A 24410-nucleotide genomic window follows, 5' to 3' on the forward strand; every position below is an offset into this window, starting at 1 on the left:
CCTAAGATCAGATGATCTGGCAGGCCGGTGCCCCGGCGCGGTCGCCGGGGCACCCTCTGTCCGCCTCGGCTCAGTCCTCGCTGGAGGAGGACGGCAGCTTGGACTGGATGAGCGTCATGACCGTGGAGTCGGTCAGGGTGGTGACGTCTCCGAGCCGGCGGTTCTCCGCCACGTCCCGCAGCAGCCGGCGCATGATCTTGCCGGAGCGGGTCTTGGGCAGCTCCGCGACCGGCAGCACGCGCTTGGGCTTGGCGATCGGGCCGAGGGTGGCGCCGACGTGGTCGCGCAGCTCGGCGACCAGCTTCTCGTCCTCGGCGGCCGAGCCGCGCAGGATGACGAACGCGACGATGGCCTGCCCGGTCGTCTCGTCGGCGGCGCCCACCACGGCCGCCTCGGCGACCGCCGGGTGCGACACCAGCGCCGACTCCACCTCGGTGGTGGAGATGTTGTGGCCCGACACCAGCATCACGTCGTCCACCCGGCCGAGCAGCCAGATGTCGCCGTCGTCGTCCTTCTTGGCGCCGTCGCCGGCGAAGTACTTGCCCTCGAAGCGCGACCAGTAGGTGTCCAGGAAGCGCTGGTCGTCGCCCCAGATGGTGCGGAGCATCGACGGCCACGGCTCGGTGAGGACCAGATAGCCGCCGCCCCCGTTCGGCACCTCGTTCGCCTCGTCGTCGACGACGGTGGCGCTGATGCCGGGCAGCGGGCGCTGCGCGGAACCGGGCTTGGTCTCGGTGACGCCCGGCAGCGGCGAGATCATCATCGCGCCGGTCTCGGTCTGCCACCAGGTGTCCACGACCGGGGTGCGGTCGGCGCCGATGTTCTTGCGGTACCAGACCCACGCCTCGGGGTTGATGGGCTCGCCCACCGAACCGAGCACGCGCAGCGAGCTCAGGTCGAACTGCGCGGGGATCTCGTCGCCCCACTTCATGAACGTCCGGATCGCGGTCGGCGCGGTGTAGAGGATCGAGACGCGGTACTTCTCGACGATCTCCCAGAAGCGGCCCTGGTGCGGGGTGTCCGGGGTGCCCTCGTACATCACCTGGGTCGCGCCGTTGGCCAGCGGGCCGTACACGATGTACGAGTGGCCCGTGACCCAGCCGACGTCGGCCGTGCACCAGTAGACGTCGGTCTCCGGCTTGAGGTCGAACACCGCCCAGTGGGTGTAGGCGGTCTGCGTGAGGTAGCCGCCGGAGGTGTGCAGGATGCCCTTGGGCTTACCCGTGGTGCCGGAGGTGTAGAGGATGAACAGCGGGTGCTCCGCGTCGAACGCCTCCGGGGTGTGCTCGGCCGACTGGCGCCCGACCAGCTCGTCCCACCACACGTCCCGCTCGGCGTCGAACGCCACGTCCTGCCCGGTACGGCGCACCACCAGCACGTGCTCGACGGTGCCCTCGGCCTTGGCGACCGCGTCGTCCACGGCGGGCTTGAGCGCGGACGGCTGGCCCCGGCGGTAGCCGCCGTCGGCGGTGATGACGACCTTGGCGTCCGCGTCCTTGATGCGGGTGGCCAGCGCGTCGGCCGAGAAGCCGCCGAAGACCACCGAGTGCGCGGCGCCGATGCGGGCGGCGGCCAGCATGGCGATTGCGGTCTCGGGGATCATCGGCATGTAGATGGCGACCCGGTCGCCCTTGCGGACACCCAGCTCCAGCAGCGCGTTGGCCGCCTTGGAGACCTCGTCCTTCAGCTCGGCGTAGGTGATGGAGCGGCTGTCGCCCGGCTCGCCCTCGAAGTGGATGGCGACCCGGTCGCCGTTCCCGGCCTCCACGTGCCGGTCCACGCAGTTGTAGGCGACGTTCAGCTCGCCGTCCTCGAACCACTTGGCGAACGGCGGGTTCGACCAGTCCAGCGTCTTCGTCGGCTCCTTGGCCCAGCTCAGCCTGCGGGCCTGCTCGGCCCAGAAACCGAGCCGGTCCGCCGCGGCCTGCTCGTACGCCTCGGCCGTGACGTTGGCGTTCGCGGCCAGGTCGGCCGGCGGCGCGAAGCGTCGCTCCTCCTTCAAGAGGTTGGCCAGGCTCTCGTTGCTCACGACATCTCCCTTTCCCAGGGTGTCCGTTGTGTCCCAGGCCACACCTCATCAGACGTCGGGGCTGATGACAAGGGTGGACCGCAGAATTGGTTTAGACCTTTCTGCGGTCCCCGCGCGGGTGGCCGCTCAGACCAAGCTGCCCACCTCCGGCACCCCTCGCACGTCGTCCCTGGCGTCCTCTCTGACGTCGTGGAACACCGCCGCCTCCGCCTCGTCTCCGTCGTCGCCCAGCAGGTACGCCCGCGCCTCTCCGACGTGGAAGTACATGCCGTGCAGCTCCAGCCGGCCGGCCGCGAGGGCGCGTGCGACCGACTCGTGCGCCCGCAGATGCGCCAACTGCTGCACCACATTGGCCAGCGACAGCTCCTCCACCGCGTCGGCAGCCGGGCGCGGGGCGAGCCGGGGCCGCTCCGGACGCCCCTCCGCCAGCCGGGCCAGGCTCGGCTCCCCGTGCCGCAGCCACCGGCGCAGCGGGGTCGGGGCGGCGCCGGGCTCGGCGGCGAGCAGGGCCTGCATCGCCCCGCACCCGGAGTGCCCGCACACGGTGATCGACCTGACCCCGAGCACCTCCACCGCGTACTCGATGGCGGCGGCCACCGAGTCGTCGGCGTGCTCCTCGCCGGGGGGTGGGACCAGATTGCCGACGTTGCGCACCACGAACAGGTCGCCGGGGCCGCTGGCGGTGATCATCGAGGTGACGAGCCGGGAGTCGGCGCAGGTGAGGAAGAGCTGCGAGGGCCGCTGCCCCTCCTTGGCCAGCCGGGCCAGCTCCTCCCGCACCAGCGGGGCGGTGTTCCGCTGGAACGAGCTGATGCCACGGGCGAGTTCATGGGTGTCGGGGCGGGGGGCGCCCGTGGTGCCGGCCCCGTCCTGGCGCCCGGGTGCCGTGGGCAGGGCGCACCGGTGGTTGCGCCAGGGGGTCCAGGGGCGGCAGCGGCAGACGGTGGAGGGCGGGGTGCCCGCGCTCACCCCGGTGCGGCGGTCCTTCAGTTCGGCGGTGCCGCCCCGCGCGGTGTGGGAGGTCCGCCAGTCCTGGAGCGCCTCGTACGCCGCGTGGTCCATGAAGGAGCCGTCCAGCTCGACGACGGCGCGCGTGCCGTGGGGGACGCGGTGCAGGGCTCTGCTGAGCCGGGGCACGGCGAGGAACGTCAACTGGCCGCTCACCCGGATGTGGTGGGCCCCCTCCCGCTCCCCGTGCGTGATGCGGGTGTGGGTGAGGCGGTGCAGGGCGAGGGCGACGGCCACGGCGATGCCGAGGAGCACGCCCTGCAGGACGTTGAGGCAGACCACGCCGAGAGTGGTCACGACGTACACCGGCACCTCGCGGTGCCGGGTCACCGTGCGGATGTGGTTCAGGGACACCATCTGGATGCCGACGGCCATCACCAGGGCGGCCAGTGAGGCGAGCGGGATCTGCTCCAGGACGGGGACCAGCAGCAGGGTGGCGATCACCACGAGAGCGCCGTGCAGCATCGTGGAGTTCCGGCTGACCGCGCCCGCGTTGACGTTCGCCGTGCTGCGTACGGCCACTCCCGCGACCGGCAGTCCGCCGAGAGCGCCGGAGACGATGTTGGCCGCGCCCTGGCCGAGCAGTTCACGGTCCAGGTCGGAACGCCCCACGCGCGCGGAGCCGGTATGGCCGGCCGCCAGCTTGTCCACGGCCACCGCGCCGAGCAGCGACTGCACGCTGCACACCAGCGTGGTGGTGAGCACGGCGGCGACGATGCCGAGCGTCGGACCCTGGGGGAGTCCGGCCAGCGCGTGGCTGCGCCAGGACGGCAGATCGACGCGGGGCAGGGTGAGCCCGGTCAGCGCCGCCGCCGCGGTGGCCCCGACGACGGCGACCAGCGCGGCCGGCACCTTGCGCAGCAGGCTGCCCACGGGGTCCGGGATGCGGGGCCAGGCGAACAGCAGGGTCAGCGTCAGGGCGCTGATCACCAGGGCGGCCGGGTCGAGACGGGCCAACTGCGCGGGGAGCGCGCGCAGGTTGGTGAGGACGGAGCTGTCCGGCCGGCCGCCGAGCACGATGTGCACCTGGGCCACGGCGATGGTGATGCCGATCCCGGCGAGCATGCCGTGCACGACCGCCGGGCTGACGGCGAGCGCGCCGCGCGCCACCTTCATGCAGCCGAGGCCGAGCTGGGCGATTCCGGCGAGGACGGTGATGCCGCAGGTCGCCCGCCAGCCGTACTGGTGGATGAGGTCGGCGGTGACCACGGTCAGACCGGCGGCGGGCCCGCTGACCTGCAACGGGCAGCCGCCGATCCGGCCGGCGACGATCCCGCCGACCGCGGCGGCGACCAGGCCCGCCTGGAGCGGGGCGCCGGTGGCCAGGGCGATGCCGAGCGAGAGCGGCAGGGCGATGAGGAACACCGCGACGGACGCGGAGACATCGGCGCTCCCGACGCGGAAACGGCGGCGCCGGGGCGGTGGGGTGGTGGGCGGGGAGTGCTCGTTACGGGGTGGGGCGCAGGCTGACATGTTCCCGTCTCCTCCGGGGCAGCGCGGTCGCGGTCTGTGGGGTTCCGCTCAGGGGCGGGGTGTTCGGTCGCGGCCGTGGGTCACGGCGTGCAGCGGCGGGATGCTTCAACGTTCGGTAAACAGACCGTAATCCAGAGTAAAGACGCGGCATAGCTTTTCGCGGCAAATGGCACATATGTGCACTCGGCCGAGTGAAGCGGGCATTTCATCGGCTTGTCGTACTAATTCCTTCTCGACCCCATGCGAATTTGACGGCGCCGCCAGGAGGAATCCGGCGGATCACCAGAAAACGCCCTCATCGGCGTTCGCCTGACAGTTCGCCCGAGAGAAGGAAGAAGGTGGGCGGAACATGGCCGCCACCCAGAGGATCGCCGTCTGTGCCATGGTCGCCGCTGCCGGTGCGGCGTCCCTCGCCGGTTGCGCCGCCGGCTCCGACGGGGCACGGGAGGGCGCGCCCGGCCCGCAGAAGGGCGCCCCGGCCCCCAAGAGCGTCGTCCGGCTGATCGGCGACGGCTCCACCGCGTACACCGGCGCGCAGCCGCACCTGGTCAGGCCCGAGAAGCTGAAGCCCGGTCAGAAGCCGCCGCAGTTCGTGGTGTTCTCCTGGGACGGCGCGGGTGAGGACAGCCAGAAGCTGTTCTCGCACTTCCGCAAGGTCGCCAAGGACAACCACGCCAACATGACGTTCTTCCTCAGCGGCGTCTACATGCTGCCCGAGGAGAAGCGGGACCTCTACAAGCCGCCGCAGCACTCGCCGGGCCGCTCCGACATCGGCTTCAACGACGAGCAGGGCATCGCCGACACCGCCAAGCAGGCCCGCCTCGCCTGGCTGGAGGGCAACGAGATCGGCACCCACTTCAACGGCCACTTCTGCGGTCCCGACGGCGGGGGCGGCCAGTGGTCCGTGGCCGAGTGGAAGAGCGAGATCAACCAGGCCAAGGAGTTCGTGAAGACCTGGAAGACCAACTCGGGCCTGAAGAAGTCCTCGCCGCTGCCCTTCGACTACGACAAGGAACTCATCGGCGCCCGCACCCCCTGCCTGGAAGGGCAGAAGAACTTCGTCAAGGCGGCCGGCCAGATGGGCTTCCGCTATGACTCCAGCGGCGTCAACAACCAGGTCTGGCCGAAGAAGAAGGAAGGTCTCTGGGACCTTTCCATGCAGCTCGTGCCCTTCCCCGGCCACACCTTCGAGCAGCTCACCATGGACTACAACTTCATGGTCAACCAGTCCGGCACCCAAACCCAGGGCGACCCCGACAAGTTCGCCCTGTGGGGCGACGAGATGCGTGACGGCCTCCTCAAGGGCTTCGACCGCGCCTACGACGGCAACCGCGCGCCCCTGATCATCGGCAACCACTTCGAGTCCTGGAACGGCGGCACGTACATGCGCGCCGTGGAGGACGTCGTCAAGAAGGTGTGCAACAAGCCCGACGTCCGCTGCGTCTCGTTCCACGAGCTGACCGACTGGCTGGACGCCCAGGACCCGCAGACCCTGGCCAAGCTGCGCACCCTGGAGGTGGGCGAGACGCCCAAGCAGGGCTGGGCGTCCCTGCTCTCCGGCCGCCCGGCCCCGGCGCCGAAGGGCGTCCCCGGCGCGCCGGCCGCCAAGCAGTAGCCGGCAGCCCGCGGGAATCACGCGCATGCGTCAGGCGGGAGCCGCCACGCTCTCGCCGAGCACGAAGCCGGGGTCGATCTGCGCCGCCAGGTCGGCCCCGGTGCGCTCGTTGCCCCACGACTGGGCGTTGCGCAGATGGAAGTGGACCATCTGCCGGGTGTACCGCTCCCAGTCCCGCAGCCGGTGCGTCGCGTCGGCGGCGTCCCGGAGCGTCTCCAGCGCGCGGACGTTGCCGTTCTCCAGCAGGGCGAAGCGGGGTGGGCGCCCCTTCTCCATGGCGCGCACCCAGTCGGAGTGGCCGACCGTCACCAGCAGGTCGTCCCCGACCTCCTCGCGCAGGAAGTCGACGTCCTCCGGACCCTGGACCTTGTTGCCGACGACCTTCAGGGTGACGCCGAAGTCGCGGGCGTACTCCTTGTACTGGCGGTACACGGACACCCCCTTCCGGGTCGGCTCGGCGACGAGGAACGTCATGTCGAAGCGGGTGAACATGCCCGAGGCGAAGGAGTCCGAGCCGGCGGTCATGTCGACCACCACGTACTCGCCGGGGCCGTCGACGAGGTGGTTCAGGAACAGCTCCACCGCTCCGGTCTTGGAGTGGTAGCAGGCCACCCCCAGGTCGGCCTCGGTGAAGGGGCCGGTGACCATCAGACGGACGGCGCCGCCGTCGAGTTCCACCGGACGCGCGCAGGCGTCGTAGATCGCGTCGGGCTCGCTGATCCGGACCAGCCGCGAACCCGTGCCGGGCGGGGTGGTCTTGATCATCGTCTCGGCGGAGGCGATGCGCGGGTTGGTGCCGCGCAGATGGTCCTTGATCAGCGGCAGCCGGTCGCCCATGGCGGGCAGCGCCGCCGCCTGGTCCTCGTCGAGGCCGAGCGCGGGCCCGAGGTGCTGGTTGATGTCCGCGTCGATCGCGACCACCGGGGCGCCGGCGGCGGCGAGATGGCGGATGAAGAGGGAGGAGAGCGTGGTCTTGCCGCTGCCGCCCTTCCCGACGAAAGCAATTTTCATGTTCACGAAGGGTAGTCAGCTCGTAGCTGTATGTGCCAGGAAGGCCGTGAACATCACTCCTTCGAGGGGTGTGAAGGCCGAAGAAGGGGTGACGGTCGGCAAAAGGCGGGGGCGCGTAGGGTCGACCTCATGAGTACGACAGGAGCGACCGCAGATCCCCTTGCGGCCCTGGGCTCGTTGCCCGGCGTGGCCGACTCCGTGGAGTCCGTGCGCAAGGCCGTGGACCGGGTGTACGGACACCGGATCATGCGCCGTCGCAGCAATGCCATCACCTCCGAGGCGGCCCTGCGCGGCGCGCGCGGCTCGGCGGCACTGTCCGGCGCCGACTGGGCCCTGGAGGAGGTGCGCCGCCGCACCGACTTCAGCACCGGCGACGAGGCGCGCGTCATGGGCGCGGCCCTGAGGCTCACCGCCGAGGCCGGGCAACTGCTGTCCATCTGGCGGCAGTCCCCGCTGCGGGTGCTGGCCCGGCTGCACATGGTGGCCGCCGCGAGCGACACCGACGAGGTCGGCCGGCCGCGCCGGGCGGGCGAACTCGCCGACGAGCCGCTCATCGAACTGCCGCTGCCGGACGCCCCGGAGGTGTCCGGACGCCTGGACGGCCTCGCGGAGCTGGTCATCGCCGGGTCCTCCGCGCCCGCGCTGGTGACGGCCGCCGTGGTGCACGGCGAGATCCTCGCGCTGCGCCCCTTCACCTCGCACAACGGGCTGGTGGCGCGCACGGCCGAGCGGATCGTCCTGATCGGCAGCGGCCTGGACCCGAAGTCGGTGTGCCCCGCCGAGGTCGGCCACGCCGAACTGGGCCGCGCCTCCTACCTCGCCGCGCTCGACGGCTATGTCTCCGGCACCCCCGGCGGCATGGCGGCCTGGATCGCCCACTGCGGCCGCGCGGTCGAACTGGGCGCGCGCGAGTCGACGGCGGTCTGCGAGGCCCTCCAGCGCGGAGCGGCCTGACCCCTCACACATGGTTGCGGCGGTACGAAGTGTCCTCGTACCGCCGCTGGCATGTTCACCGGGTTACCAAGCGTCCTCGATATGTTGCTCATCAGGTCGGGGTCTTTGCCCGGCCCTGGTGTAGCAGGCCCGTAATCGACGGTCCGACGTCGCGTGGGTGCCCGGTGTTCATGCGAGGTCCGTGGGGCCCAAATGCGTAGTGGTAGGGAATCCTCTCGGATGTCCTCAGGTCCCGCAGGCCGTGAATCCTTTGTACTGCAACCTCGTGACGAGGGAAACCCCTGCCCGCACTTCTTTACTTTTGACTTCAAACAGGGTCGAACCGGACAGGGGTGAAGAGGAGATCAGACGGCCGTGCCCCGGCGCCTGCTGGCGTACCAGACGAGGCCCGCGGTCGCGGCCGCCGCGCCCAGTGCCGCCGCCGCGACGACCGCCGGGCGGGGCGCGTGCAGCGAGGGCAGGCGCTGCTTGAGCCGGACCGGCTTGCGGAACTCCAGCACCGGCCAGCCGCGCGATACGGCCTCGCGGCGCAGCGCGCGGTCGGGGTTGACGGCGTGCGGGTGGCCGACGGCCTGGAGCATGGGCACGTCGGTGGCCGAGTCGCTGTAGGCGAAGCTGCGGTCGAGGTCGTACCCCTCGGAGGCGGCCAGCTCCCGGATCGCCTCGGCCTTGGTGGGGCCGTACGCGTAGTACTCCACCTCGCCGGTGAAGCAGCCGTCCTCGCCGACCACCAGGCGGGTGGCCACCACCCGGTCGGCGCCGAGCAGTTCGCCGATCGGCTCCACGACCTCCGCGCCCGAGGTGGACACGATCACGACGTCCCGGCCCGCCGAGTGGTGCTCCTCGATCAGGGAGGCGGCCTCGTCGTAGATGATCGGGTCGATCAGGTCGTGCAGGGTCTCGGCCACGATCTCCTGGACCTGGCGCACGTTCCAGCCCCGGCAGAGCGCGGAGAGGTACTCCCGCATGCGCTCCATCTGGTCATGGTCCAAACCGCCGGCCAGGAACACGAACTGGGCATATGCGGTGCGCAAGGCCGCTCTGCGGTTGATCAGTCCGCCTTGGTAGAAGGACTTGCTGAAGGTGAGCGTGCTGGACTTCGCAATGACCGTCTTGTCCAGGTCGAAGAAGGCCGCTGCGCGAGGCAAGGAGTGGTTTTCCACGTCACTGAGCATAGGCGCCCACCATTCGGCGTAAGGTGTGGCGTGTGGGTTTGCCTGAGAAGCCTCTCGGGTACACCATGGAAGTCACGGATCGTTCGCGACCGTGCTAACCCCGGTCCGACTCCTCCCCCCCCCGAGTCGGCCGTGGGGACGACCCCCGCTCTCCCCCCCGGCGGGGGTCGTCGCATGTCCGGACGCGTTTTCCTCCCCATTCGGCCGGTACGGAACCGGCACCGGGCGGCTGCGGCCGCCCTTTCGTCATGCCCATGATTGATTACGTACGGTAATCATCAGGGTGCGCTCGGAAACTCGTACACAGTGCGTGCCGGTGTCACCGGTATGAGTGACGAAGTTATTCACAGGCGCTCCGCCGTCCACAGTTTTTGACCAAGATCCACACGATTTCGCGGTTCGCCCCATCGTGATTCCAGCGCTCCAGATCCGGGCCCGTTCATGGCCGGATCGCAATGCGGAGTGTGTATGGCCGGTTTCTGTCGGCCGTTCATATGGAGACCTTTACCGGTTCTCCACATCTCCAGCAATCGCGCGGCCGAGAGAGCGGCGCGGAAGTCGCAGTGAAGGGGGAACACCATGACCGGAACCGTCGCGCACGATCCGCCTCCGGCCACGGCCGGACGACCGGGACGGCCGCTCATCGTCACCGAGGACGCGGCGCTCCTCGACGACCTGCTGCGCCTGTGCGCGGCGGCCGGCGCCACACCCGAGGTCCACCACGGAGTCCCGGACCACGGCGGGGGATGGGACGGCGCGCCGCTCGTCCTGGTCGGTGACGACGCGGCCCGCCGGGTGCGCGGAGCCGCGCGGCGGCGCGGAGTGGTCCTGGTCGGCCGGGACCAGGACGACCCGGACGTGTGGAAACGCGCGGTCGGGATCGGCGCCGACCATGTGCTGATGCTGCCCGACGGTGAGCAGTGGCTCATCGACCGGATCGCCGACGTGGCGGAGGGCGTCGGCCGTCCCGCCCTCACCGTCGGCGTCATCGGCGGCCGGGGCGGCGCCGGGGCCTCCACCCTGGCCTGCGCTCTCGCCGTCACCTCCGCCCACCAGGGACTGCGGACCCTCCTGGTGGACGCCGACCCGCTCGGCGGCGGACTCGACGTGCTCCTCGGCGGTGAGACGGCACAGGGGCTGCGCTGGCCCGCCTTCGCCGCCTCGCGCGGCAGGGTCGGCGGGGGCGCCCTGGAGGAGTCGCTGCCCGAACTGCACGCGCTGCGCGTCCTGAGCTGGGACCGGGGCGACTGCGTGGCGGTACCGCCCCAGGCCGTCCGCGCGGTGCTCGCCGCCGCCCGGCGGCGCGGCGGAACGGTGGTCGTCGACCTCCCGCGCCGCCTGGACGACGGGGTCGCGGAGGCCCTGGCCCAGCTCGACATGGCGGTGCTCGTCGTGCCGGCGGAGCTGCGCGCGCTGGCGGCGGCCGGCCGGGTCGCCTCCGCGATGGGCATGGTCGTGCGGGACCTGCGGGTCGCGGTCAGAGGGCCGTACGGACCGGGGCTGGACGAGGAGGAGGTGGCCCGGCTGCTCGGGCTGCCGCTGATCGGCACCGTGCCCGTCGAGCCCGCGCTGCTGCGGCCCCGGGGTACCGCCAGACCGCCCGGCGCGAGCGGACGCGGCCCGCTGTCCCGGTTCTGCGCCGCCTTCTGGGAGCAGGCGCTGACCGAGGCGGGAGGCCCCCGATGACGCTTCCCGGACTCGGGCTCGGCCCGGCCGACGGCGCGGCCCTCCTCGACGGCGTCCGGCGCAGCCTCGCCGAGAGCGGCGCCGAACCCACCCCCGCGCGCGTGGCGCAGGCCCTGCGCGAACAGGGCCGGGTGCTGGGCGACGCCGAGGTCCTGGGCGCGGCCGAGCACCTGCGCTCCGAACTCGTCGGCTCCGGCCCGCTGGAGCCGCTGCTGGCCGACCCGAGCGTCACCGACGTGCTGGTCACCGCGCCGGACCGGGTGTGGGTCGACCGGGGCGGCGGCCTGGAACTGACGCCGGTCACCTTCCCCGACGCCCCGGCGGTCCGACGGCTCGCGCAACGGCTGGCCGCCGTCGCCGGACGCCGCCTGGACGACGCCCGCCCCTGGGCCGACGCCCGCCTCCCCGACGGGACCCGGCTGCACGCGGTACTGCCCCCGGTGGCGGTCGGCTGCACCTGCCTGTCGCTGCGTGTGGTCCGGCCCCGCGCGTTCACCCTCGGCGAGCTGGCCCGCGCGGGCACGCTGCCGCCGGGCGGGGAGGGGCTGCTGCGGGCGCTGATGGCGGCCCGGCTCTCCTTCCTGGTCAGCGGCGGCACCGGCACCGGGAAGACGACGCTGCTGAGCGCCCTGCTCGGGCTGGTCGGCCCCGGTGAGCGGATCGTGCTGGCCGAGGACTCGGCCGAGCTGCGTCCCGACCACCCGCATGTCGTCCGGCTGGAGACCCGGCCCGCCAACCAGGAGGGCGCCGGGCTGGTGACGCTGGAGGACCTCGTCCGGCAGGCGCTGCGGATGCGGCCCGACCGGCTGGTCGTCGGGGAGGTGCGCGGCCCCGAGGTGGTGCATCTGCTGGCCGCGCTCAACACCGGCCACGAGGGCGGCTGCGGCACCGTGCACGCCAACGCGGCCGCCGACGTCCCGGCCCGCCTGGAGGCACTGGGCACGGCGGCCGGGCTCGACCGGGCCGCGCTGCACAGCCAGTTGGCGGCCGCGCTCTCGGTGGTGATCCACCTGGTACGCGACCGGGCCGGGCGGCGCCGGATCGCCGAGGTCCATGTGCTGGAGCGGGACACCTCGGGGCTGGTGCGGACGGTGCCGGCGCTGCGGTGGGGCGAGCGGGCCTTCGTGCCGGAGCGCGGGTGGGAGCGGCTGCGGGAGTTGCTGTCCGAGGGAGCTGGGGGCGAGGGAATCGGTGATGGCTGACGTCGGTGTGGGAGAGACAGGGCTGCCTTTCGCGGGCGGCGGGTTGGTCAGCGCGGGGCCGGCGCCTTCGGAGCGGGGTCTCGGTGAGCTGCGGTGGCTGCACGATCGGAGTGAGGTGGCCTGCCGTGGCTGACGTCGGTGTCGGAGAGACGGTGCTGGGTGCGGGGTTGGCCTGCGCCGGGGGCGTGGCCTGGGCGCTGAACGCGCGGCATCAGGGGGTGCGACGGGCGAGGCTGCTGTTCGCGGGCGGTGGAGTGGTGGACCCCGGGCCGACGCCCTGGGAGCGGGGTCTCGGCGAGCTGCGGCGACTGCACGACCGGGTGGGCGCCGAGTGGTGGTCGCTCGTGGCGGGGCTGGTGCTGGCGCTGCTGGGGGCCTCGGTCGTCCCGGTGGTGGCGGGGGCCGCCGGGGTGCCGGTGCTGCGCCGGGTGGGGAAGGCGCGGCGGGCCCGGCTGGTGCGGGAAGGCCGGGCGGACGCGGTGATCGCCCTGTGCGGGGTGCTCGCCGGGGAGGTCCGCGCCGGTCAGCAGCCCGGTGAGGCCCTGCTGCGGGCCGAGCGGGACTCCGGGGGCCTGGGCGAGGCACAGGCGGCCGCGCTCGCGGCTGCGCGGTTCGGGGGCGATGTCCCGGGCGCGCTCGCCGTTGCGGCCCGGCAGCCGGGTGCCGAAGGGCTGCTGGGGCTGGCCGCCTGCTGGCGGGTGGCGGTGGACCAGGGCGCGGGTCTGGCGGCGGGACTCGACCGGCTGGACGGTGCCCTGCGCGCGGAACGCGACCAACGTGCCGACCTGCGCGCCCAGTTGTCCGGCGCTCGCGCCACGGCCCTGCTGCTGGCGGTGCTGCCCCTGTTCGGGCTGCTGCTGGGCGCGGCCATGGGCGCCGATCCGCTACGGGTGCTGCTGCACACCGGGGCCGGGCTGGGCTGTCTGGTGGCGGGAGCCGTGTTCGAGGGCGCCGGGCTCTGGTGGGCGGTCCGGATCGTGCGGGGAGCTGAGGCGGCATGAGCGGGGAGTTCGTCCACAGCCTGGGGGTGGCCGTGGGGATGACCGCAGCCCTCGGCTGGGCGGTCCGGCGGCTGGAGCAGGTGCGGCAACGGCAGCTGGCACGAAGAAGGTTGGCGGCGGTGCTGGCCGTGGAGCCACCCGGGGCCGGCCGCTCCCTCGCGGTCGCCGACGCGGCCCGGAAGTGGCTGCCGGTGGCCGGGGCCGGGTGCGGGGCGTGGGTGGTCGTCGGCGGGGTCTTCGGGGCGTTGGCGGGAATCGGGGCCGGTGCGGCGCTGTGGCGGTGGCAGGAACACCGGGCGGCGGTACGGCCTGCGGTGGAGCTTCTCGACACGGTCGCCGCCTCTCGCCAACTCCCGCTGGCCGCCGAGCTGCTGGCCGCCTGCATCGAGGCCGGGGCGGGTCCGGTGGTCGCCGCCCAGGCGGTCGGGGAGGCACTCGGAGGGCCGGTCGGCGACGCGCTGGCACGGGGTGCGGCGGAAGCCCGCCTCGGCGGTGAACCGGCGGACGCCTGGGCCCGGTTGACCGCCCTGCCCGGCGCCGGAGCACTCGCCCGTCTGCTGGAGCGGGCCGACCGGTCGGGGCTCCCGGCGGCCGAACCCGTGGCCCGGCTCGCCTCGGACGCGCGGGCGGAGTCGATACGGGCGGCCACGGTCCGGGCGCGCCGGGCGGCCGTACTGATCTCGGCGCCGGTCGGGCTGTGCTTCCTGCCCGCCTTCATCGCGGTCGGCGTGCTGCCCGTGGTGATCGGCCTCGCGGGCGGCGCGCTGGGAGGAGGTGGGCCCTGACCGACCGGACCGACGCGCACGACAACGACAACGACAACGACAACCGAGCTTCAGTGAAAGGAACTTGAGATGCGAGAGAAAGCCGGCAGGGCATGGGCGCTGCTGCGGAAGCGGTGCCGCAAGGACGCCGGGATGGTGACCTCCGAGTACGCCATGGGGATCATCGCGGCGGTCGGATTCGCCTTGCTGCTCTACGAGGTCGTCACCAGCGGCCAGGTCAAGGCGGAACTCCAGGGCATCGTGAAACGAGCGCTCAGTGCGCGCATGTGAACGGGGCGCGGACCAGGGGTTCGTGACGGCGGAGGCGGCCGTGGTGCTGTCGGTGCTGGTGGCGTTCACCATGGCGCTGGTCTGGGGGCTGCTCGCCGTGGCCGCCCAGATCCAGTGCGTGGACGCCGCCCGCACCGGGGCGCGGGCCGCCGCCCGCCAGGACCCGCCCGAGGCAGTGGTCCGGCTGACGAGAGAGGCGGCACCGGGTGGGGCGACGGTCGTCGTCGCCCGCGAGGGCGAGCAGGTCCGCGTGACGGTGACGGCGAGGCCGCCGGTGCTGACGGGGCTGCCGTTCGAGGTGCGGGAGGAGGCCGTGGCCGCCGCCGAGGAGGCGCTGGGGGACAGGGAGGAGGGTCCATGAGGAGCCGGGAGGGCGACCGGGGTTCCGCGACCGTCTGGAGCCTCGGGGTGATCGCCCTGCTGTGCGTGGTGTTCGGCGCCGTGCTCGGTCTGGGGCACGCGGTGGTCGTACGGCACCGGGCGGCGGGCGCGGCCGATCTGGCGGCGCTCGCGGCGGCGGACCACTGGGCCGAGGGCGCGGAGGCGGCGTGCGACGCGGGGCGGCGGGTGGCGTCGGCACAGGGTGCGCGGCTGGTGCGGTGCGCGCTCGTCGGCGAGACCTCGGACGTGAGCGCGGGGTCGGGACACGGACCGTTCACGGCGGAGGTACGGGCCAGAGCGGGACCTCCCGACCCGTCGGGCACGGGGACCCAGGCGGCACCGCAGGGCACCGGCCCCACGGCCCAGGCATCGCAGGGCACCGGCCCCGCGCCCCCGGCCCCGCATCGCAGGGCCCCGGCCCCCAGCCGGACGAGCCGGACTAGCCCGCCTCGCCCTCCCCGACCGCCCCGGCCCCCGCCCCGCTCCCGTCCGGCTCCGTCTCCTCCGGCGCCCCCCGCAGCAGCGTCGTAAGAAGCCTCACCGCCCCCCGCTTGTGCAGCGGCTCGTTGCCGTTGCCGCATTTGGGGGACTGGATGCAGGACGGGCAGCCGGCCTCGCACTCGCAGGAGGCGATGGCCTCGCGGGTGGCTGTCAGCCAGGCGCGGGCGGTGTGGAAGGCGCGCTCGGCGAAGCCCGCCCCGCCGGGGTGGCCGTCGTAGACGAAGACCGTGGGGAGCAGCGTGTCGGGGTGCAGCGGGACCGAGACCCCGCCGATGTCCCAGCGGTCGCAGGTGGCGAAGAGGGGCAGCATGCCGATCGAGGCGTGTTCGGCGGCGTGCAGGGCGCCGCCGAGGATCTCCGGGTTGATCCGGGCTTCGTCGAGCTGGTCCTCGGTGACCGTCCACCACACCGCGCGGGTACGGAGCGTGCGCGGCGGGAGATCGAGTTTCGTCTCGCCCATCACCTCACCGGTGATCAGGCGTCTGCGCAGGAAGGAGACCACTTGGTTGGTGACCTCGACCGAGCCGAGGCACAGGCGGCCGGAGCCCCACGGGATCTCCGTCTCCGTCTCCAGGACGGCGATGGACGTGGTGTCGCGGGCGGCGGTCGAATACGGCGGGTCGGCCTGCTCGACCAGGGCGACCGAGTCCTTCAGGTCGAGCGAGCGCACCAGGTAGGTGCGGCCCTGGTGGAGGTGGACCGCGCCCTCGTGGACGGCGGAGTGCGCGGCCTCCGCGTCGACCGTGCCGAGCAGCCGCCCGGTGCCCTCCTCCACGATCTGCACCGGAGGCCCGCCGGTGCCCCGGATGTCGGTCAGGTCGGCGGCGCGTTCCCGGCGCGTCCAGTGCCAGGCACGGGTGCGGCGGCGCAGCAGCTTCGCGGCCTCCAGCTGGCCCACCACATCGGCGCTCACGGGGCCGAAGAGATCGAGGTCGGCCTCGGTCAGCGGGATCTCGGCGGCGGCGGCGCACAGGTGCGGGGCGAGGACGTAGGGGTTGTCCGGATCGAGGACCGTGGACTCCACCGGGCGGTCGAACAGGGCCTCCGGGTGGTGGACGAGATAGGTGTCCAGCGGGTCGTCGCGTGCCACCAGGACCGCCAGCGCGCCCTGCCCGGAGCGGCCGGCGCGGCCCGCCTGCTGCCACAGGGAGGCGCGGGTGCCCGGATAGCCGGCGATCACCACCGCGTCCAGGCCGGAGATGTCCACGCCCAGCTCCAGGGCGGTGGTAGCGGCGAGACCGAGGAGGTCGCCGGAGTGCAGGGCGCGTTCCAGGGCGCGGCGCTCCTCGGGGAGGTAGCCGCCGCGATAGGCGGCGACACGCCGGACCAGGGAGCGGTCGACCTCGGCGAGGCGTTCCTGCGCGATGACCGAGATCAGCTCGGCGCCGCGCCGGGAGCGGACGAAGGCGACCGAGCGCACGCCCTGCACGGTGAGGTCGGTCAGCAGGTCGGCGGTCTCGGCGGTGGCGGTGCGGCGCACCGGGGCCCCCTTCTCGCCGTGCAGCTCGGTGAGCGGGGGCTCCCAGAGGGCGAAGACGAGTTCGCCGCGCGGGGAGGCGTCGTCGGCGACCTCGACCACCGGCAGCCCGGTCAGCCGGCGGGCGGCGACCGAGGGCTCGGCGGCCGTGGCGGAGGCCAGCAGGAAGACGGGCGACGCGCCGTAGCGGGCGCACAGTCGGCGCAGCCGGCGCAGTACCTGGGCGACGTGCGAGCCGAAGACGCCCCGGTAGGTGTGGCACTCGTCGATGACGACGTACTTGAGCGACTTCAGGAAGGAGGACCAGCGGGGGTGGGAGGGCAGGATGCCCCGGTGCAGCATGTCCGGGTTGGTCAGGACGTAGTTGGCGTACTGCCGGACCCACTCGCGTTCCTCGAACGGGGTGTCGCCGTCGTAGACCGCCGGGCGCACCGCGTTGCCCAGGGGTGCGGCGAGTTCCCGTACCGCGCGGCACTGGTCGGCGGCCAGGGCCTTGGTGGGGGAGAGGTACAGGGCGGTGGCGCCCCGGCCGTTCGGGGCCTCGGAGCCGTCCAGCAGGGCGGACAGCACCGGCATCAGATAGGCCAGGGACTTGCCGGAGGCGGTGCCGGTGGCGACGACGACCGAGTCCCCGTCCAGGGCGTGCTCGGCGGCGAGTGCCTGGTGGGCCCAGGGGTGCTCGATCCCGCGCTCCTGGACCGCGGCGATCACCTCGGCGCGAATCCGGTCCGGCCAGACGGCATGGCGGCCCGCACGGGGGGGCAAGTGCTCCGTATGAGTGATGCGCGCGGACCTGCTCGGACCGGAGGCGAGCCGGTGCAGAACCGTCTCCGGAGACGGGCGGGACGCCGGGTCCGGCTGGGGGTGATCGGGTCGGTGATTCTTGGCCATCGACACCGAGTGTGTCACCGGCTTGACGGACAATGGAGCCAAGGCGTCGTGCACACCTGCCGGTAAGTGATTGAATGCCATGGCGGCTGGCGAAGTGTTCCAAGGGCCGTAAGCCGGGATGTCCCGAGGGATGACCGCTCGATAGCAAGGTGCTGGAGGATTCGTGGACCTGTCCCTGTCGACCCGTACCGTCGGCGATCGTACGGTCGTCGAGGTCGGTGGCGAAATCGATGTGTACACCGCGCCCAAGCTGCGCGAGCAGTTGGTCGAGCTGGTGAACGACGGCAATTTCCACCTCGTCGTCGACATGGAGGGCGTGGACTTCCTCGACTCCACCGGGCTCGGCGTGCTGGTCGGTGGCCTGAAGCGGGTGCGTGCCCATGAGGGCTCGCTCCGTCTGGTCTGCAACCAGGAGCGCATTCTGAAGATTTTCCGTATCACCGGCCTCACCAAGGTGTTCCCCATCCACACCTCGGTCGAGGAAGCGGTGGCGGCCACCGACTGATCAGGGTCGTAAGCCGGGTCCGGGCCGTCTCGGCGGTCCGGGCGCCGGTCGACTCCGCCTCGGTTCCGTCAGCGGTCCGGGGCGCGGAAGTTTCATCGTGGGGGTGCGGGCTTTCGGCGGCCCCGGCCCCGCACCGCACGCCCGTAGTACGCGAGGGGGATGCATGGCCACCGTCGAACTCCGCTTCAGCGCGCTGCCCGAGCACGTCCGGACCGCCCGCCTGGTGGCGGCCGCGGTGGCGCGCAGGGCCGGAGTGGACGAGGCCGTACTCGACGAGGTCCGCCTCGCGGTCGGCGAGGCGTGCTCCCGCGCGGTCGGACTCCACCAGAGCGTGGGCATCACCGCGCCGGTCAAGGTCGCGCTGATCGAGGAGGAGAAGCTGTTCTCCATCGAGGTCGGCGACGAAGCCCCGCACGCCGTGCCCGCCGAGCGGGTCGCGGGCGGCGCGGCCGCCGACGCGGACGTGGAGACCGAGGAGGACGAGATGGGCCTCGCGGTCATCAGTGGCCTCGTGGACGACGTCGAGGTCACCACCGGAGAGAACGGCGGACTGATCCGCATGTCCTGGCCGGCCACCCCGCCGCCGACCGTACTGATCTGAACCGCGCGCCACGCGCGCCGCACGACGTCCGAGGGGCCCTGCACCGCAGGGCCCCTCGCGCCGTTCCGGCCACTTTCGGCCTAACCGCCGGCCGCCCCGAATACGTGAAGGAATTCACGACCGGAAACCTCCGCAGATCGCGCCGGGGAAGAAGCGATCTCACATGCCTCAGGGGTATTACTCCGTCCGGGTTTCGTGCTCTGGTCCTCCACTCGATCGTTTGCTAAAGGGTTAGGGGCGGGCAATTCTGTTTACCGTGCCGGTCGGGATCACCATCGGGCAGGTTGCAAGTCCGTCCACAGATTGAGCTCGGCCCAAGCGTCAAGGAGGACGAATGGCGGGGCTTCTCATCCCTGGTCAGGCGGGTCACTCCGCATCCCACTCCGCGTCCCTCGCGACCGTCGTCCTGACCGACGGCAACCGCGCCCTGGTCGCCGTGATCGCGGCGGTGGCCCTCGCGGCGCTGGTCGTCGCGGGCGTCCTGGTGCGCCAGGTGCTGTCGGCGGGCGAGGGCACCGCACGCATGCGGGAGATCGCGGAGGCGGTCCAGGAAGGCGCGAAGGCATATCTGGCTCGGCAGTTGCGCACGCTCGGCATTTTCGCCGTCGTGGTGTTCTTCCTGCTTCTGCTGCTCCCCGCCGACGACTGGAATCAGCGGGCCGGACGCTCGGTGTTCTTCCTGATCGGCGCGGTTTTCTCGGCGGCCACCGGCTATATCGGCATGTGGCTCGCCGTACGCAGCAATGTGCGTGTCGCCGCGGCCGCCCGGGAGGCGACTCCGGGAGAGGGCGAGGCGGAAAAGGATCTCACCGTCGTCTCGCACAAGGCGATGAAGATCGCATTTCGCACGGGCGGCGTGGTCGGCATGTTCACCGTCGGCCTCGGCCTGTTCGGCGCCTCCTGCGTGGTGCTGGTCTACGCGGCCGACGCGCCCAAGGTGCTGGAGGGATTCGGCCTCGGCGCCGCCCTGATCGCGATGTTCATGCGGGTCGGCGGCGGCATCTTCACCAAGGCCGCCGACGTCGGCGCCGACCTGGTCGGCAAGGTCGAGCAGGGCATCCCGGAGGACGACCCGCGCAACGCGGCGACCATCGCGGACAACGTGGGCGACAACGTCGGGGACTGCGCGGGCATGGCGGCCGACCTCTTCGAGTCGTACGCCGTCACCCTGGTGGCCGCGCTGATCCTCGGCAAGACCGCCTTCGGCGACGCGGGGCTCGCCTTCCCGCTGCTGGTCCCGGCCATCGGTGTCGTCACCGCGATGATCGGCATCTTCGCGGTCGCCCCGCGCCGCGCCGACCGCAGTGGCATGAGCGCCATCAACCGGGGCTTCTTCGTCTCGGCGGTGATCTCCCTGGCGCTGGTCGCGGTCGCCGCCTACGTCTATCTGCCCGGCCGCTACTCCGAGCTGACCGGGGTGCCCGACGCGGCGATCAGCGGCAAGGACGGTGACCCCCGGGTGCTGGCGCTGGTCGCCGTGGCCATCGGCATCCTGCTCGCCGCCGTGATCCAGCAGCTCACCGGCTACTTCACCGAGACCACCCGCCGCCCGGTCCGCGACGTCGGCCGCACCTCGCTCACCGGCCCGGCGACCGTCGTCCTCGCCGGCATCTCGCTGGGCCTGGAGTCCGCCGTCTACACCGCCCTGCTGATCGGCCTCAGTGTGTACGGGGCGTTCCTGCTCGGCGGCACCTCGATCATGCTGGCGCTGTTCGCGGTGGCGCTCGCCGGTACCGGGCTGCTGACCACGGTCGGCGTGATCGTGGCCATGGACACCTTCGGCCCGGTCTCCGACAACGCGCAGGGCATCGCCGAGATGTCCTCGGACGTCGAGGGCGCCGGAGCCCAGGTGCTCACCGACCTGGACGCGGTCGGCAACACCACCAAGGCCATCACCAAGGGCATCGCCATCGCCACCGCCGTCCTCGCGGCCGCGGCCCTCTTCGGGTCGTACCGGGACGCGATCACCACCGGCGTCGCGGACGTGGGGGAGCGGCTCAGCGGGCCGGGCTCGCCGCTGACCCTGTCGATGGACATCTCGCAGCCCAACAACCTGGTCGGCCTGATCGCGGGCGCCGCGGTCGTCTTCCTCTTCTCCGGGCTCGCCATCAACGCCGTGTCGCGGTCGGCCGGTTCGGTGGTGTTCGAGGTGCGCAGGCAGTTCCGCGAGCACCCCGGGATCATGGACTACACGGAGAAGCCGGAGTACGGCCGGGTCGTCGACATCTGCACCCGGGACGCCCTGCGCGAGCTGGCCACGCCCGGACTGCTCGCCGTGATGGCGCCGATCTTCATCGGGTTCACCCTCGGCGTCGGCGCCCTCGGGGCCTTCCTGGCCGGCGCGATCGGCGCGGGCACGCTGATGGCGGTGTTCCTCGCCAACTCCGGCGGCGCCTGGGACAACGCCAAGAAACTCGTGGAGGACGGCCACCACGGCGGCAAGGGCAGCGACGCCCACGCGGCCACCGTGATCGGCGACACGGTCGGCGACCCCTTCAAGGACACCGCGGGCCCGGCCATCAACCCGCTGCTGAAGGTGATGAACCTGGTCGCGCTGCTCATCGCGCCCGCGGTCATCAAGTTCTCCTACGGCGACAGCAGCAGCATGCTCGTCCGCGTCCTGGTCGCGGTGTTCGCGCTGCTGGTGATCGTCGTCGCGGTGTACGTGTCCAAGCGGCGCGGGATCGCGGTGGGCGACGAGGACGCCGGTGAGGTCTCCAACTCCACGCCGCCGGCGGTGGTTCCGTAAGGGTTCCCCAACGGGCGGGCGGACGGCGCGGGCTGACGCGTCGCCGCCCGCCCGCGTGTGTGGGGACGCCCGGCACGGGCCTGTCGGCCGTGAGCCTTCTCTCGCATGGTGCGAAACACCGCAAAAGTCTGCTTATAGGGCACCGGTCGTGTGGATGGTCTCGTTCCGCCGTGTAGATTCCGGTGGCCGATAGCCATGGAAGGGACCGATCCGGTGAACAAGAAGCTCGCGGCCGCCCTGTCCGGCGGCGCGGTACTGATAACGGCGCTGACGGGATGCGGCAGCGACGGCGGCGGCCCCGACCCCAAGCTGGGTGTCTGGGCGAAGAAGGTGTGCGACGCGGTGCCCGCGCAGTACACCAAGATCAAGGCGGCCAACGCCGGGATCGCCAAGATCGCCAGCGACAGCGACCTCCCGCCGAAGACGGCGAAGGAGACGTACGCGCAGGCGTTCCAGGACATGTCCGACGGCTACAAGGCCATCGCCACCGCCATCAACGGCGCCGGTGCTCCTCCCGGGGTCGACGGCGGGGCCAAGCGTCAGCAGGACGCGGTGAAGAACCTCAACAGCCTGGCCACCTCCTACGGCGACCTGAAGAAGAAGGTCGACGGGCTGGACACCAAGGACCAGGGCAGGTTCGCCAAGGGCCTGCACGAGGTCGCCGACCAGACCAAGGAGATCGGCCGCCAGAGCAGCAGCGGCACCGAGGCGCTGAAGCGCCTGGAGCAGGGCGACGTCAAGGAGGCCATCGCCGAGCAGCAGAGCTGCAAGGTCTCCGCCTCGGCACCGCCCGCCGCCAAGAGCTGACGACGGCCGGGCGCGGCGGCCCCGGGAAGGCGCGGCGGGCCACAATGGGGTCGTGACTGACTCCGGCTCCGCCCCCCTGCCCGCCACCGACCGGCCCGAGGCGGCCGCCCGCCTGCGCGACGCCCTGCTGTCCGCCTCCTTCACCGCGGACGGCCTGCTCGACCTGCTCGGCGCCCCCGCCTACGCGGCGCTCGCCCGCAGCGAGACCGTGCCCGCCCTGCGCGCGACCCGCGGTGACACGCCGCTGGAGGCCCTGGTGCGGCTGTTCCTGCTCCAGCAGCCGGTGCCCCGCGCCCGCCTGACGGACGTACTGCCCGTCGAGGACGCGGTGGCCGCCGGGTGGCTCAAGGCCGTGGGCGGCGACGAGCTGGCCGCGACCGTCGACGTCCGCCCCTACGGCGGACCCGACGGCGAGGACTGGTTCATCGTGTCCGATCTGGGCTGCGCGGTCGGCGGGGCGGGCGGCATCGGCAGCCGGGACGAGGACGTGGTCCTCGGCGTCGGCGGCGCCTCCACCACGCTGGCCGGCATCACCGTGCGCACCCCCGTCGCCGCCGCGCTCGACCTCGGCACCGGCTCCGGCATCCAGGCGCTGCACGCCGCCCAGCACGCGACCCGGGTCACCGCCACCGACCTCAACCCGCGCGCCCTGCACATCACCGCGCTCACCCTCGCCCTCTCCGGCGCGCCCGCCGCCGCCCTGCGCGAGGGCTCGCTGTTCGAACCGGTCAAGGACAACGAGACGTTCGACCTGATCGTGTCCAACCCGCCCTTCGTCATCTCGCCCGGCGCCCGGCTCACCTACCGCGACGGCGGGATGAGCGGGGACGACCTGTGCCGCTCGCTCGTCCAGCAGGCCGGGGAGCGGCTGAACGAGGGCGGGTTCGCGCAGTTCCTCGCCAACTGGCAGCACGTGGAGGGGGAGGACTGGCAGGACCGGGTGCGCTCCTGGGTGCCGCGCGGGTGCGACGCGTGGATCGTGCAGCGCGAGGTCCAGGACATCACGCAGTACGCCGAGCTGTGGCTCAGGGACGCCGGGGACCACCGCGAGGACCGGGCGGAGTACCAGTCGCTCTACGACGCGTGGCTGGACGAGTTCGAGGCGCGCAAGGTGAAGGCGGTCGGCTTCGGCTGGATCACCCTGCGCCGCACCGGCTCGGCCGAGCCCTCCGTCACCGTGGAGGAGTGGCCGCACCCGGTCGAGCAGCCGCTCGGGGACACCATCCGGGACCACTTCGGGCGCCTGGACCACCTGCGCGCGCACGACGACGCGGCCCTGCTGGAGGGCCACTTCAAGCTCGCCGCCGAGGTCGTGCAGGAGCAGGTCGGCCTGCCCGGCGCCGAGGACCCCGAGCATGTGGTGCTCCGTCAGCACCGGGGCATGCGCCGGGCGACGAAGGTGGACACCATCGGCGCGGGCTTCGCGGGCGTGTGCGACGGCTCGCTGAGCGCGGGCGTCATCCTGGACGCCATCGCCCAGCTCGTCGGCGAGGACCCCGTGGTGCTGCGCGACCGCACGCCCGCGCAGATCCGGCTGCTGGTGGAGCAGGGCTTCCTGGAACCGCTCGGCTGAGCCGCACCGGCGGGACACGTCGGCTGATCCGGTTGTCGTACCCGGCGTACCCGGTCCGGTGGACGGGCGGCCGGATCATCGTCGTATGCCGGGGGCACGGCGCGGAACGGCAAAAAGGCCGGAAAGTGATGTGTGCCGCCCCGACGGCGACAGAGGTGGCCCCGTCCGTTCATCCCGCCGTCGCCCCGCCGTCCACCGGGCGTGGCAGCCTCCCCGCGCTGGAGAGTTGCGGACCGCGCCGGGGCGCGCGGGAGGGGCGGACGGATCATGGAGAGCGTGCCGGCGGTGTTCGCGGGAGCGGTGTTCGCGCTGTTCGGAGGGGCTCTGATGGTGTGGACCGGGGTGCGGGTGCGCCGCGCGGAACCGGTCGCCGTCGGTGTGAACCGGGTCGCATCCGCGGTGTGCGCCACGGCCTCCGCTCTCGTCTCGCTGGGGCTGGCCGCGTACTGCCTGACGCGTCCCTGACCGCGTCGGCCGGACCGGCGCGGCGACGGCCGGAGCGGATGGCTCCGGGCATCGGGTGAGCGCTCGGCGGGTACTCCGGGCGGCAGGAATGGCGGTAGTCGGGTTACCGTTCGAGTGGCCGTTGTGGGCTTTTCCCGTTTGACACGGGGGCGGGATGTACCGTCACACTCCGCAGCGTCACACCAGCCACCGATACGCCGCGACCCCAGGGACGAGCGCCCGGGGGAGGACCCCAGCGCCGACCGGAGAGA

General features: G+C 72.5%; 19 protein-coding genes and 1 pseudogene. 15 read left to right on the top strand and 5 right to left on the bottom strand.

What is annotated here, in order from left to right; all coding sequences use genetic code 11:
• Nucleotides 1–70: 70 nt before the first annotated feature.
• On the bottom strand, nucleotides 71–2029 hold the full coding sequence (acs, locus tag D0Z67_RS15880; RefSeq protein WP_031182718.1) for an acetate--CoA ligase: 1959 nt from the start codon (nucleotides 2027–2029) through the stop codon (nucleotides 71–73).
• A gap of 126 nt (nucleotides 2030–2155) precedes the next feature.
• Nucleotides 2156–4510: a SulP family inorganic anion transporter gene (locus D0Z67_RS15885; RefSeq protein ID WP_031182719.1), complete on the bottom strand. Its 2355-nt coding sequence runs from the start codon at nucleotides 4508–4510 to the stop codon at nucleotides 2156–2158.
• A 349-nt stretch (nucleotides 4511–4859) separates the two neighbouring features.
• Here D0Z67_RS15885 and D0Z67_RS15890 point away from each other — a divergent pair, with 349 nt between their 5' ends.
• Nucleotides 4860–6125, top strand: a complete 1266-nt coding sequence (locus tag D0Z67_RS15890) for a polysaccharide deacetylase family protein (RefSeq protein ID WP_031182720.1) — start codon at nucleotides 4860–4862, stop codon at nucleotides 6123–6125.
• A 30-nt stretch (nucleotides 6126–6155) separates the two neighbouring features.
• Here the strand turns inward: D0Z67_RS15890 and D0Z67_RS15895 are convergent, their stop codons facing one another.
• Nucleotides 6156–7136, bottom strand: coding sequence for an ATP-binding protein (locus D0Z67_RS15895; RefSeq protein ID WP_031182721.1), 981 nt, complete (start codon nucleotides 7134–7136; stop codon nucleotides 6156–6158).
• Nucleotides 7137–7265: 129 nt separating this feature from the next.
• On the opposite strand from D0Z67_RS15895, the gene D0Z67_RS15900 reads away from it, so the two are divergent.
• Nucleotides 7266–8090: a Fic family protein gene (locus D0Z67_RS15900; protein ID WP_031182722.1), complete on the top strand. Its 825-nt coding sequence runs from the start codon at nucleotides 7266–7268 to the stop codon at nucleotides 8088–8090.
• A gap of 344 nt (nucleotides 8091–8434) precedes the next feature.
• On the opposite strand, the gene D0Z67_RS15905 is transcribed toward D0Z67_RS15900, so the two are convergent.
• Entirely contained in the window at nucleotides 8435–9265 is an 831-nt protein-coding gene (locus D0Z67_RS15905; protein WP_031182723.1) for an HAD family hydrolase, read from the bottom strand.
• Between the two features lie 579 nt (nucleotides 9266–9844).
• Between D0Z67_RS15905 and ssd the strand changes: the two genes are divergently transcribed.
• From ssd to D0Z67_RS30190, 7 genes and pseudogenes are all read left to right on the top strand, one after another.
• The gene (gene ssd, locus D0Z67_RS15910; RefSeq protein ID WP_031182724.1) at nucleotides 9845–10951 is read left to right on the top strand and encodes a septum site-determining protein Ssd; all 1107 of its coding nucleotides are present in this window, start codon (nucleotides 9845–9847) and stop codon (nucleotides 10949–10951) included.
• Nucleotides 10948–12153, top strand: a complete 1206-nt coding sequence (locus tag D0Z67_RS15915) for a TadA family conjugal transfer-associated ATPase (RefSeq protein ID WP_031182725.1) — start codon at nucleotides 10948–10950, stop codon at nucleotides 12151–12153. The genes ssd and D0Z67_RS15915 overlap by 4 nt, the downstream gene beginning before the upstream one ends.
• Before the next feature lie 125 nt (nucleotides 12154–12278).
• On the top strand, nucleotides 12279–13154 hold the full coding sequence (locus tag D0Z67_RS15920; RefSeq protein WP_031182726.1) for a type II secretion system F family protein: 876 nt from the start codon (nucleotides 12279–12281) through the stop codon (nucleotides 13152–13154).
• Nucleotides 13151–13939 carry a type II secretion system F family protein gene (locus D0Z67_RS15925; protein ID WP_031182727.1) on the top strand — a complete coding sequence of 263 codons (789 nt, stop codon included), beginning with the start codon at nucleotides 13151–13153 and terminating at the stop codon, nucleotides 13937–13939. Before D0Z67_RS15920 ends, D0Z67_RS15925 begins: the two co-directional genes overlap by 4 nt.
• A gap of 69 nt (nucleotides 13940–14008) precedes the next feature.
• Nucleotides 14009–14209: a DUF4244 domain-containing protein gene (locus D0Z67_RS15930; RefSeq protein ID WP_051887932.1), complete on the top strand. Its 201-nt coding sequence runs from the start codon at nucleotides 14009–14011 to the stop codon at nucleotides 14207–14209.
• Nucleotides 14196–14570 (top strand): TadE family type IV pilus minor pilin, encoded by a 375-nt coding sequence (locus tag D0Z67_RS15935; protein WP_031182728.1) that lies wholly within the window; start codon nucleotides 14196–14198, stop codon nucleotides 14568–14570. Before D0Z67_RS15930 ends, D0Z67_RS15935 begins: the two co-directional genes overlap by 14 nt.
• Nucleotides 14567–14920 (top strand): annotated as a pseudogene (locus tag D0Z67_RS30190) (Rv3654c family TadE-like protein); the annotation flags it as partial. The gene D0Z67_RS15935 and the pseudogene D0Z67_RS30190, both read left to right, overlap by 4 nt.
• A 109-nt stretch (nucleotides 14921–15029) precedes the next feature.
• Here D0Z67_RS30190 and D0Z67_RS15945 read toward each other — a convergent pair.
• The gene (locus D0Z67_RS15945; RefSeq protein ID WP_078873505.1) at nucleotides 15030–17540 is read right to left on the bottom strand and encodes a DEAD/DEAH box helicase; all 2511 of its coding nucleotides are present in this window, start codon (nucleotides 17538–17540) and stop codon (nucleotides 15030–15032) included.
• Nucleotides 17541–17622: 82 nt separating this feature from the next.
• Here D0Z67_RS15945 and bldG point away from each other — a divergent pair, with 82 nt between their 5' ends.
• From bldG to D0Z67_RS15975, 6 genes are all read left to right on the top strand, one after another.
• A complete protein-coding gene (gene bldG, locus D0Z67_RS15950) occupies nucleotides 17623–17964 on the top strand; it encodes an anti-sigma factor antagonist BldG (RefSeq protein WP_010986038.1) in 342 nt (113 codons plus the stop codon).
• Between the two features lie 163 nt (nucleotides 17965–18127).
• Nucleotides 18128–18565, top strand: a complete 438-nt coding sequence (locus D0Z67_RS15955; protein ID WP_031182731.1) for an ATP-binding protein — start codon at nucleotides 18128–18130, stop codon at nucleotides 18563–18565.
• 334 nt (nucleotides 18566–18899) lie between these two features.
• Entirely contained in the window at nucleotides 18900–21314 is a 2415-nt protein-coding gene (locus D0Z67_RS15960) for a sodium-translocating pyrophosphatase (RefSeq protein ID WP_031182732.1), read from the top strand.
• A gap of 213 nt (nucleotides 21315–21527) precedes the next feature.
• Nucleotides 21528–22121: a hypothetical protein gene (locus D0Z67_RS15965; RefSeq protein ID WP_031182733.1), complete on the top strand. Its 594-nt coding sequence runs from the start codon at nucleotides 21528–21530 to the stop codon at nucleotides 22119–22121.
• A 52-nt stretch (nucleotides 22122–22173) separates the two neighbouring features.
• Nucleotides 22174–23694, top strand: a complete 1521-nt coding sequence (locus tag D0Z67_RS15970; RefSeq protein WP_031182734.1) for a N5-glutamine methyltransferase family protein — start codon at nucleotides 22174–22176, stop codon at nucleotides 23692–23694.
• 267 nt (nucleotides 23695–23961) lie between these two features.
• Entirely contained in the window at nucleotides 23962–24159 is a 198-nt protein-coding gene (locus tag D0Z67_RS15975; RefSeq protein WP_031182735.1) for a hypothetical protein, read from the top strand.
• Nucleotides 24160–24410 lie beyond the last annotated feature (251 nt).

The organism is Streptomyces seoulensis (assembly GCF_004328625.1).
In the GTDB taxonomy this organism is placed as follows: domain Bacteria; phylum Actinomycetota; class Actinomycetes; order Streptomycetales; family Streptomycetaceae; genus Streptomyces; species Streptomyces seoulensis.